This window comes from Streptococcus sp. DTU_2020_1000888_1_SI_GRL_NUU_041A, from assembly GCF_032387735.1.
GTDB classification, from domain to species: domain Bacteria; phylum Bacillota; class Bacilli; order Lactobacillales; family Streptococcaceae; genus Streptococcus; species Streptococcus sanguinis.
Window position 1 is genome coordinate 1618898 of sequence record NZ_CP135591.1, and the last position, 11810, is coordinate 1630707.

Below are 11810 nucleotides of genomic sequence, written 5' to 3' on the forward strand. Positions count from 1 at the left end.
TTCTCTCTAATTCTTGTCTTCTACAGACTATTTTGCTTTACAATTTTTCTGATGAGCCTTCAATTTTTTCATGGCCCAGTCATAATGGCTGGAAGTAGCACTTACAAAATAGGAACCTAGTACGGTCCCTCCGACCCATTTATATACGTCTTTTGAAAATAATTCTTCATTTGTAAATGTGTCAGCTAAGTCCAAAACATCTTGATGGGACTGATGAAAGATCTCTGTTGCCTCTTCAAGAGAAGTATTCTGATGCTTCTTCCAAAATTCCAGATTCAACTCTCCATAAGTCTTCCAGTTGTAGGGCGCAGGAAGAAAGGGCTGCTCTTGACCCTTTTGATTGGAATGCACCCAATTCAACAAGAGCTGATGCCATTCATAGAGGTGAATCAAAACATCTCTTACATTTTTATCTCGCCTCCAATGGGCCTCCTTCTTCTTTTCATCCCGAGAAAAATCAAAAGGCGTATTTAACTCTTGATCAGACAATTTGGAAATGAGAGTTTGTAACTTCTCAAAGTTTTCCTTAGCAGCTAACAGCAAATCTTCTTTAGTTTTCGGTCTAGGCATAAGATTGCACTCCTTTGCAACTTTCAGCTCTTGGAAATCGTTTTGCAAATCATCAGCGTTTATAGGATTTTCTCAATTTCCTTTGCAATTTTACTCTTTTTCAATTTCCTATTTCTGATGTATCTCCATAAAACAGCAAGATTCAAGCTGTATGACAATTGCAATAGATAGTAATTTACCCACTCTATAAGAGCAAACATCCAAATCGAAAAAGAAATGATAAACGAGGAAAATTCTCCATGATTCAATAATATCACAAAAATTCCCGTAGCTAGTAAAATAAAATCCAATTTCTTCAATATCTTGTAAATCTTTCCCGTATGCTTTTCAGCAAATCCTAGCTTGGAAATCCTCTTGATTAAAATCAACCAAAAAATGGAACCTTGTATCAAGATAAAAGTTAGCAGAAACAAAGAGAAAGAAATAGAAATGAAGGCTTTAGTAGTAAGAATCCACTTTTTAAGCAAGAAAAAATTCATCCAAAATACTAAAACAGCTGCCAATTCCCCACTAGCTAGATTAATCAACTTTTTCTTTAGAAGTTCTTTTGATTTCATCTTACACCACCATGAAAAAATTCTAACACTTTTAAAGAAGGAATTTTTAAGACCTTGTTTGTCCGAATTCCTTTGTTTCTACTCCATTACTTTTTAGACTAATCACAATAAACTACAAATCCCTTTGGTAAGATGACAAGTTTCTCGTCATCAGTTTGGCAATGACTCACCAAATCAGCTGAATCTCTGTCTAAGAGATAATTCTCCTTGGACTGATTAAAAATAGCCCGGATTACTTGATGATCATCTTCCCATTCTAAAGCCAGCACATTAGGCTCGGTTTCTTCTAGGGTAAATTTCCCATGCTGAATAATGTCCGCAATTTCCTTGCGAAGCTGAATCAAATTCTTCATAAAATTGAGCATGTCATTGCTACTAGAAACCCGGTCCCAAGGCATGACCCGTCTACAATCCGGGTCCATACCTCCACCCAATTCTAGCTCGGTCCCATAATAGATACAAGGCGTCCCCCTTTGTAAAAAGAGAAAGGCGAGTGCAGATTTGACCAGCTGGATATCACCTTGAGCTGTCGCCAAAATGCGCTCCGTATCGTGCGAGTCCAAGAGATTAAACATAACCTCAGAAATCTGCTGCTTGTAATACATGGACTGGCAGTTAATCTCAGATATGAATTGACTGGTCTTCTTGCTCCTGCTCAAAAAGTAGTCCTTGATACTATCGGATAGAGGATAGTTCATGACCGCGTGAAACTCATCTCCATTTAACCAAGGCTGAGAGGTATGCCAAACTTCTCCAAGAATATAAAGGTCAGGCTTTTTGGCCAAAACTGCCTTCCGAAAATCACGCCAAAATTGGTGATCGACCTCATTAGCCACATCCAGTCGCCAAGCATCAATATCAAAATGTTCAATCCAATAGGTCGCAACACTTAAGAGATAGTCTTTCACCTCAGGATTTGCCGTATTTAACTTAGGCATATAGCTGGCAAAGGCAAAGGTATGATAAGGCAGTTCTTTGGGATTCATAAGCTTGTCATTCATCACTGGGAACTTTTGAATGTGGAACCAGTCTTTGTAAGCTGACTTTTCACCGTGCTTGAGAACATCCTGCCATTGAGCGGATTGATCGCCAATATGATTGAAAACCGCATCCAGCATGACCTTCATCCCACGCAGATGAGCTTGCTCCACAAGTTGACGGAAAGTCTCCTTGTCCCCAAAGTGTCGATCGATTTCAAAGTAATCTGTCGTATTGTACTTGTGATTACTTGGAGATTCAAAAATGGGACAGAGATAGAGCCCTGTAATCCCTAGGTCTTGCAAATAATCCAGATGATTAATAATCCCTTGTAAATCCCCACCAAAGAAATCACTACTTTTAGGTCTGATAGACGAATCCCAATCTAGAGCTCCTTCTGGTATAAGTTCAGCATTTCCATTGGCAAAACGTTCTGGGAAAATCTGATACCAGACCGTTTTTGAAACCCAGTCAGGAACCTGGCAAGCATCAATCTCATGGATATACGGAATTTTAAAGCCATTTCCTTCAAAATTAAGGTTTTCTAGCGTGTTTTCAACACATCCTTTATCGCCATACAAAATACTCTGACATTGCTTATTCTTGAGTTCAAAGAGATATTGGAGTCGCGCATAGCCAACTGAAACTTCCGCTTGCCAGTAATCAAACAAGGCATCAGAAGTTACTTTGTGCATTGCCTCACTTGCTTCATAATGGTCCTCTAAAAAGATAAAAGGGTCTCCATAATGCAAGTTGATGCTTTCAATATCATCTTTCTTAGTCCGGATACGAATGTGCATTATCTTATCTTTATAAAGATAGGCATACTCCGACTCTGGTCTATGGTAAATGGCTGTTAATTCCATACTTTTCATCTCCTAGATTTCTCTTTTTAAATTCATCGCAACTTTATGCAAACGATTCCATAGCCTAGCCCTAGTATACTATTTTAAAAAAATGATTGCAAGCCATTGTTTAAGTTTGGGAATAGGAAGTATAGCAGAGAATATTAAAAAGCCTTGAGGACAAGGCTTAATAGTAGTTTCAATTTTGAGATTTCATTGTATTCTATTCTTTTTCCAAATTGATATTCCAACGCTTATTCAGCATTATTCTTGTTCATATACCAACTTGGGATTAATCGATTCATATAATCATACCATTCTAAAATTTCCTTAGCTTGATTTTGCATTACTGATACTTCTTCTCCATAAGGAATAGCCCATGGAAGAGATCCAATTAAGCTACTTAGAATGTAAACGGCAAGAAGTTTCCAAAATAAATCTGGAACCTTGTCATCAAAATATCCATCTATCATACCTGATGCAAAAGAGGGAGATACTTGAGCTGACCACACAATACGATTGAACTCCTCCCAAGGATCTCCAACATCAAAACGATCAAAGTCAATCACATAAATCTCACGATCTTCTCCAATCATGAAATTCCCAATATGATAATCACCATGTTGGAAAACTTGGGGTCTTTTCTTTAGCAGTACACGGTTTTCATTCAAAAAATCAATGAAGACCTGCCCACTTTCATATTGGACGGGACATTCTTTATATTTGGAGATTTTATCATCAATTTTTCGATTAAAAAAGATTTCCCAGTCTTCACAAACTTCTGTAGCAGGAATTGTATGAATCTTTCTAAGCATTCTTCCTGCTTCTATCCCGTAAGTGTATTGTTGGTTTTCTGAATAAGTTAAAATGGTATCTATTGCATCTCTTCCGTCTATCCACTCGTGTATAGAATGCACTTCGTCGCCACAGAGTTCAAATTTAATCGGTTTACACATACGAACTCCAATAGAAGCAACTTTCTCCATTATATCAAATTCAATTTTCTTAGAATCTAACTTTTCTTTATCAGAAACACGCAATAAATATTTTTGATGGTTCTGGTTTGTAACACAATATTTTTTATCATCTGACCAGCCTTTATTTATGGCTATCTTACTAATAAACTCCATCAATAACTCCTCGATTAACTTTACAACACTACTATATAGTTCAAACTCTAATTCAAGAAAATCGCTTTATATTTTTAGCTTTTAAAATTATTCAGTCGTTCATTAAGTTCTTCAACATAATCTTCGTTTGACATTTTTGTACCGATATTTTAAGACGGAGTTGTTTTTTTATTATCCATTACGCCGCTCTTCTATACTCCTTTGTTAACTTTATTGTATATTATAAATAGAAAAAAAGCTAATCATCTTATTTTCAAATCCACAAAAAGAGTGGCCTCTGCCACTCCTTTCTGAAATCTATACCCCACCTATCTCTCCAGTTTTATCACCTTATCATAAAGCTTCAAGTCCTCTTCGCTATAGTGATGAATCACTTCTACAAGTGCTTGTGGGAGAGAGAAGAGAAGTTGATTGATTTTCTCTTGGTTTTTTAGATCCAGATTGGCCTTGACCTCATCAGCCAGGATAAATTGGCGATTGTGATAGAGAGCACGGGCAATTTCTAACCGCTGCTTCTCACCGCCTGAAAGGGTTTGATTGCTTGGTGTTTTGCCTTGGAGAGCTTTCAAACCAGTTTGCTGCAGAATCTCTTCTATCCTTACAGAATCAAGTTCTTGTCCCAAAGCGATATTTTCCTCTAGGCTCAAACCATCAAAGACATGACTGGACTGGAGAATGTAGGCTCCTGCCTGATAGAGTTCATCCGAGTTTAGCTCTTGTCCATGGTAGCGAATCCGACCTTGACTAGGCTTGATTTCACCATAGATAAGGTTCAGTAAGGTTGTTTTTCCTGATCCGCTTTCTCCGATAATAGCAATCTTTTCCCCTTCCCCAATGATAAGGTCGCAAGGGGCTAGGATTTCTCGACCATCACGCTCTACACTGACTCGCTCTAGTTGGATAGGAAAGACGGAACCTTCAAGAACAGAAGGCATTTTCCACTCCTCTCCCAACAATTTTTGATATTTATCACAGAGAGACTTGGCTGACTTCCTGGTATTGATAAAGTAAGATAACTCCTGAAATTGGTAGCCAATATTATGCGATACTAGGTAAATCCCAACAAAGCTGGCTGCAGATAGGTAGTTATAATAGGTCATGAAACCACCAATGACAATCGGCGCAACCGAGCAAAAGGCATCAATCCCATTGATAAAAAGACTGTTTAAAGTCCGTTGCTTTTCATATGCGATTTCTTGCTCTAAAGTCTTGTGCAAATCTTTGGAAAAAAGATTGTAAAACAAGCTTTGTCCCCGATAATGCCGTATGGGACGAGCACCTGCAATCATATTGGTCACCTGAGAGACATAGCCTTGGTTAGCCATGGACTTCTGCTTAGTAATCGCATCCAAGCGTTTAGAACCTATACTACTACAAAGAACAGGTATCGAATAAAAAATGATAAAGAGCAAGCCTAGATAAAAATTTGTCCAGAGTGCATAACAGATGGAAACGGTTGTAAATCCCGAAGAAGAAATGATAATGACAGTCGGCTCAATATAGTTATCTTCTAGCTGTTTCACATCATTTTCCAGGTCGGACAAAACCTCTTCATCCGCTATCCGACGGCTATATAAGAAAGTTTGAAAGATAGCCTGCTTAATCCCCAACTTGAAGTCCGTCAGCACCCGTGCATAGTAATAGCGTTTCCCCGCCAAACCCAGCAAGAGAATCAAATTCCCCACAATCCCCCAAATCAAGACCTGCCACAGCAAATGCAACTGGTGATTGGTAAAACTAGAGACAATATACTGAATCAAAGCTGGTGTAATAACAGCCTCCAACCAAGTAATCATAATCGCCACAAAATAGAAGAATAAATACTTTTTAGTTACATAGGATCTAAGCATAGCGTATAAACCTCCTGAAGTTATTTACCAACTTAGATGGTCTTTTTTTTATCTAGATGGGGATAAAATAGGAGCCTGAATATTTGAATGAAACCATTAAACGTAAGCCTACTTTATAATCTTTCAGAGAAAGACTTAAAAACTAGTTCGAAGCATATCAATTCACTTTTACTTTTTACTCAAAAATATATCCAACATATCTGCATAGCTAAAAAAGGGAGCAGGAAATACTAGTCCAGAATAAAATAGCATTATGGTATTAAATAAATTCAATAAGACGGATACTCGTTTAAAACGTTCTGTTAACTTAATTGCCATGGTATATAAGACAAAAAATACAGCATAATTAAGTATTGACATCAAAATCAAATCCACTAAATGTAATGAGGGCATAAAAAATTTTCCATTAAAAAACAGATGCGATAGAATGATTGAAATCAAAAAAATGAGTGTTGACCAAATAAAATAAGTTGTTGATCTAGCAATATAAATCATCATTGGTGTCCGTCGAGTTGTTTTGATATTTGTATATTGATTGGTACGAATTTCAAATTCCAACTCCTCATTAGCAAGCAATATCACATTAGTTATAGAATAATAAATAAAAAAATAGAGTAGATTTATCGGTTTATCACTATTGAAAATAATAATGATTCCTGTAATAAAAATCATGGAATAAATCACTTCGCAAATACTATCAAACGTGTATCGAACTCTATAATTGAAATATCTTCTTAATTCACTAAACATGGAAAAGGCTCCCTCTTTTTTTAGCAATGTTCAATAAAGTGAAAAATAGGAAAGTTCCAGCTGACCAATATACTGCACAATAGACTATAATAAAAAAGATACTCTGGTAGGACGGAGAAATAATAAAATTTCTCAAGGCATAGTAAGGGAAAAGCTTTCCTATAAAGCCAAATAAACCACCTATCGGTGTTAGTATGCCAGTAAAATACAGCATGAAATAAGAAATTAACGATGTAATGCTAGAAGTACGATTAAAAATGAAGCAGAGGCTTGATAGGCAAAAGCCCAAACCATAAATGCTAATAATAGTTAGCATACATGCAGCGAGACTCGCAACTAACTTTAAGATACTATCCGGAAAATCAATATCATTTAATGTGGATAAAACGATAAATATAGGTATGGCTTTAACTAGATCCACCAATATCTGAACAATAATTTTAAACATTAAGACATGAAAAACACTCTTACTACTCTGGATTACACTAATCAAAGTTCTATCATAAAGGTCATCCTCAATAAAAAAAGTTGGGTGCGTTATACTATGACTCGTAAAATACCAAGTAAATAATAAACATAACAATAAAAATTTACTTTGTGTATTTTTAAAATATTGAAGATAAGCTGAAACCATTATCAAAATTCCAAAATTTGAAAAAAATAAATTAAATTTAAACTGCATCATCTCCTGCAGCTGTCTCTTTAACTCCCTTCTTATTTCTTTAATCATCATTGATAACCTCATACAATATTTCTTCGATGCTTTCTTCAACTTCTTCAAAAAATATCATCTCAAAATTATTAAAGATATTATTTTTCACCTGACTATCTTTCACTTCAACAATCAATCTTTCATTTTCTACTTGATAAGATAAATCAGGAAACAGTCTCTCAAAAGCATCTTTATCAGAGTTTGAAATACCAATTCTATATTTAACCCACCTAGTATTTTTCCCAAAGATTTCTGAGAAACTACCTTGCTGTATTATTCTCCCGCTACTCATGATACAAATTCTTGTTGATATTTCTTTTGCAAAATAGATATCATGAGTCGTCATGAGAACAATGGTTCCTTTTTCTTGGCTGAGAGTTAGTAACAATTTCGCAAACTGCTTTTTGGCAATGACATCCAGACCATTAGTTGGCTCATCTAAACACAATACTTTTGGCTTACAAAGTAATGCAATAATCAAAGACAATTTTTGTCTCGTTCCTTGTGACAATTCGGACACCAAGACATCAACATAGGGATGGAAAGCTAGTTTATTAAATAAATCCTCCAATTCATCCTTAACCTGACCACGCGAACTTTTATTCAAATGTAAAAAGTAATCAATATTTTGATTTGCCGTCAGATATTCATAGTAGCCTCTACCGCTTTCTAGTACGAGCTTAACATTGTTATGAATATCTTTCGAAGTATTCTTACTGCCAAAAACAAATACATCACCTGCATCTTGTAACATTAAGCCAGAGATAATTTTTATGAAAGTTGATTTACCCGCACCATTGGTGCCCACTATAGAAACAATCTCTCCTGAATGCGATCCAAAGCTAGGAATGTCCAATACAACTTTACCACGAAAATTTTTCTTTAGATTGCTTACAATAATTTCATTCATACTCGCATTAACCTATTTCGATTACTAATACTTACACTGCCAAAAATTTAAAAACAAGGATTTTTAAATTACTTTCACTAAAACGTTCCTACGTTTTCACCAGCAAAGCTACACACTTGACATGGATTGAATGCTCACTTAGTACTTCAAGCAGCATTATTTGTATGTAGGAACATATCCACTTATCTATTTAACGATAGCATAAGGTTATCGTTAAAAGAGTTTGCCTCGACAAACTGGGATTTACTTAAATGAAATCCACTCTGACTTTGATAGACAGGTTATGTGTTCTGTGCGAAGAACACCTTCCAATACACATGGAATGTTCTCTTTTGTATGATGATAACGGAACCCACATTTTTCCTGAACTCTCTTTGACTTTGTATTGCCGTCAAAATAACCGCACCACATTTTCTCTAGATTCAGGTCATCAAATCCAGGTCTCATCAACTCACGAACTGCTTCCGGTATCAGACCCTGACCCCAATACGGAACTACTATCCAGTAACCAATCTCCGCCTCAGTATCAGGAATACCTTTATCACTTACAGTGCCGATCATCAATCCTATGCTACCCACTGGCTGCATTGTTTCTTTTAAAACTATGGCGTATATCTCAGGTGCTGAAAAATAACTTTTTATAATCTCCCTACTGTTTTCAATACTGGTATGTACAGACCAACCTCTGGATGACTGGCATATTGAAATAAATCATTGGCGTCTCTTTCTTCCCATGGGCGAAGAATCAATCTTTCCGTTTCTAAAATCATTTTTTTCCTCTTCAAATTCCAAATGTTTATAAAGTCGCTTAAGATGAAGTCTTTTTGATTTGACTTTTTTTACAACACTACCGCCTCAACATGATGCATTTGTGGGACTTAAAATATTTGGAGAAGCTTTTGAGGATTAGCTGCTCTTCTCTACTAAACTTACCACAACAGCATATGGTTCGTATGTGAACCTTATTAGATTTGATTAGTAAGACCCCAGTGAAAACTATGAAGCTCATCTCCTTTAATGTAAAACTGAGACGTTTAGTTTATCTATTGCTTAAACTTTAATTCAAGTATTTTATTATAACCTTCATAAAAACGTTCTCTTGTTACCACTTCACCTGGATATTTTTCCTCTAGAAATGTATAAATTTCAATTGGTCTAATCCATTCTTCCGCCATATCTTGAAAGAATGGACTACATAGCCTCATCTCACCTTTACTCGATTGTTTTAATAAAATTCCATATATAGGAATTTTAGTTAATATATTATAGGTGCTCTTTTTCATAGATTCTCCTTCAATAAATTAATCGAATGTAAATACATAATCGTTGCTGAAGTTATCAAACGTACTCTTTATCTGATTGTAAACTTCCTGGTTTTCTTTAGAAATTTTTTCCGAAACATATAGGTCTTTCATTTCGTTTTTTTCAATTAGTACCCACTTTAAATGTGAATATGAGTACTTTGCAAAAGTGACCCATTGTGCATAATTTATTATCATAGGATTTTTTGTAAAGTATATTTTCCCAGCATTAGCTGCTGTAGCTGTGGAATGTCCTATAAATAGCATAGTATGTAATTTTGGATGTTTTTCTCTATCCACCGAAAATGGGATAGAGTTTTTTAAAGAATTTCCCTCGTTAATTCTTTTTAAAGCATATCCTAGTCTGATGACAACTTCAACAATCATAGTTGAAATTGCCATGCTGCTAAAATGAATAAAATCATAACCTTCGTAATACATCCCTTGTACTATTTCTGCTATTGTTTGTTCCTCATTCCCAATTTTTCCGAACTGAAATAAATTGAATAGTCCCATCAATGGAGCAGGTAATCCCATTGAAGTTGTAATATCAGATTTAAAATGAATTATCTGCTTAGCAATTGCAGCGAAAATATCACTTTCTTTTCTATCTGTGTAGTTGTCCATAAATTGAGATACTATTTTTCCAGTTTTATCAATAGTAGTCATCTTTCCATTAAGAATATCACACACACCAATTACTAGACCAAGAAGTGGGTCATGTCCAAGAGATAGTAATCTATGATAGTAAGCAGATAGGCCATTAACATTAACTTTTGTATGACGATTATCTTGTGCATCAAAAGGAACCTTACTAACTTTTGAATTTGCTAGCTTTTCCATTTCTTCTTCGGGGAATCTCTGATTGAACCAATCTCTTACATGATTCGATAAAGGACCACCTTTCAAACCTTGTGGAGTTTTTTTAGGTATTCCAATTAAAAGTATATCAACTATTGCCGCTAATACACCAGCGCCAGCACAAATCGAAATGTCAATAGCATCAAGTTTATGTATATTATTAAAATCATCATTCAATTCTCGAACAATAGCTTCATTTATCTCTAGCTCTTCATTTGTAAAAAGTACTTCTAAGTCATTCGTAGAACCGACTTCATGCTCAGACTTTGCAATTAAATCTTCCCATTTAGGAACTACTATAGTTCGTTTTTCTGCTTCAGTATCTATTTTTGGTAAATAATTTAGATTATACCCTAGCTCTTTTAATAACTCTTCACTTTCTGATATCCTTGCTTCCACACCTGTCTTATCATGTCTTTTGATTAGACTTAACTCTCTAGTTTGATAGACTAAAATATTATTAAATTGTCTTTCTTCATCTGAATATTTAAATTTACTCATTACGATTTTTCTAAATCATTTTTTAAATCTTTTATCGCTTGTGTAAGAAGAATATTTAAACTTTGTAAATAATCCAGACGCTCTTTATCAGCATCCGTCTCAGCCTTCAGTGCTTGTATAATTGCTTCATGTTTTTGTAGCGCCTCTTTATATAATCGTTCTTTTTCCTGTTTAAGTTGATTATTTTTTAAATTAGATGCTAATAAAATAGCTCCTCCAGCTAAGACAACAGCAGGTGCTGCTAAAACAAAGACGCCAACTACCATTCCGCCACCAACAATACTTCCTGCAGCTGCAAGTCCAGATGTAATTCCGGCAGCGGATAAACCAACAGTACCTAAACCGTAGAGAGCAGCAAATGATCCAATTCCACCGACGCCTGCTCCCAGGGCACCTGCTAAAACTTCTGGTATTGCACTCTCTCGCATTGTACGTGTCTTGTCATTCAGCGCAGCAGACGCTTCATTAATGACATTTACGACTTGCTGTAATGATTCTACATTTTGAAATACTTGTTCTTTTTTCATAAAAGCTCCTCTATATTTTGTTTTCTTAATTATATCATGATGTAATAAAAAAACTGCAACATAAAAGTTACAGTTTTCCACTTATATATCAAAAGGTAATGTAATAATTTATCTTGACTAAGATATTAAAATTTTTTTATTATTTTACCATCAAAGCTACACAGCTGTTACCGTATCGTTTCGTCATAATTTCCTCGCTCTACGACAGCTATCGCATGGGCGGAACATCTGCTTCTACTTCGCTGATACCTCAGCTCGTACAAGCAGTGATACCGTCTCAACATGATGCGTTTGCGGAACTCAAAAGGTTTGGGGAAC

The 11810-nt window shown here is 35.5% G+C and carries 11 protein-coding genes and 1 pseudogene; all 12 read right to left on the minus strand.

Translation table 11 applies throughout. The annotated features are described in order from the left end of the window. Window positions 1-27 precede the first annotated feature (27 nt). Window positions 28-570: a ClbS/DfsB family four-helix bundle protein gene (locus RSK81_RS07950; protein ID WP_032908131.1), complete on the minus strand. Its 543-nt coding sequence runs from the start codon at window positions 568-570 to the stop codon at window positions 28-30. Window positions 571-629: 59 nt separating this feature from the next. Then, complete coding sequence (locus RSK81_RS07955; protein ID WP_002924233.1) at window positions 630-1127, minus strand: hypothetical protein; 498 nt, start codon at window positions 1125-1127, stop codon at window positions 630-632. Window positions 1128-1225: 98 nt separating this feature from the next. Next, entirely contained in the window at window positions 1226-2980 is a 1755-nt protein-coding gene (locus RSK81_RS07960) for a glycoside hydrolase family 13 protein (RefSeq protein WP_002924232.1), read from the minus strand. A gap of 224 nt (window positions 2981-3204) precedes the next feature. Next, window positions 3205-4080, minus strand: coding sequence for an aminoglycoside phosphotransferase family protein (locus RSK81_RS07965; protein ID WP_223310628.1), 876 nt, complete (start codon window positions 4078-4080; stop codon window positions 3205-3207). A 308-nt stretch (window positions 4081-4388) separates the two neighbouring features. After that, window positions 4389-5930, minus strand: coding sequence for an ABC transporter ATP-binding protein (locus RSK81_RS07970; RefSeq protein ID WP_315686446.1), 1542 nt, complete (start codon window positions 5928-5930; stop codon window positions 4389-4391). Window positions 5931-6098: 168 nt separating this feature from the next. After that, window positions 6099-6680: a hypothetical protein gene (locus RSK81_RS07975; RefSeq protein WP_315686448.1), complete on the minus strand. Its 582-nt coding sequence runs from the start codon at window positions 6678-6680 to the stop codon at window positions 6099-6101. Beyond that, window positions 6673-7413 (minus strand): ABC transporter permease, encoded by a 741-nt coding sequence (locus RSK81_RS07980; RefSeq protein ID WP_315686451.1) that lies wholly within the window; start codon window positions 7411-7413, stop codon window positions 6673-6675. Before RSK81_RS07980 ends, RSK81_RS07975 begins: the two co-directional genes overlap by 8 nt. Next, window positions 7403-8302, minus strand: a complete 900-nt coding sequence (locus RSK81_RS07985; protein ID WP_315686454.1) for an ABC transporter ATP-binding protein — start codon at window positions 8300-8302, stop codon at window positions 7403-7405. The genes RSK81_RS07980 and RSK81_RS07985 overlap by 11 nt, the downstream gene beginning before the upstream one ends. Before the next feature lie 243 nt (window positions 8303-8545). Beyond that, a pseudogene (locus tag RSK81_RS07990) lies at window positions 8546-9072 on the minus strand (GNAT family N-acetyltransferase). A gap of 273 nt (window positions 9073-9345) precedes the next feature. Further along, the gene (locus tag RSK81_RS07995) at window positions 9346-9585 is read right to left on the minus strand and encodes a hypothetical protein (RefSeq protein ID WP_002895108.1); all 240 of its coding nucleotides are present in this window, start codon (window positions 9583-9585) and stop codon (window positions 9346-9348) included. A gap of 18 nt (window positions 9586-9603) precedes the next feature. Further along, entirely contained in the window at window positions 9604-10965 is a 1362-nt protein-coding gene (locus RSK81_RS08000) for a hypothetical protein (RefSeq protein WP_315686457.1), read from the minus strand. Then, complete coding sequence (locus tag RSK81_RS08005; RefSeq protein ID WP_315686458.1) at window positions 10965-11492, minus strand: hypothetical protein; 528 nt, start codon at window positions 11490-11492, stop codon at window positions 10965-10967. The genes RSK81_RS08000 and RSK81_RS08005 overlap by 1 nt, the downstream gene beginning before the upstream one ends. Window positions 11493-11810: the final 318 nt, after the last annotated feature.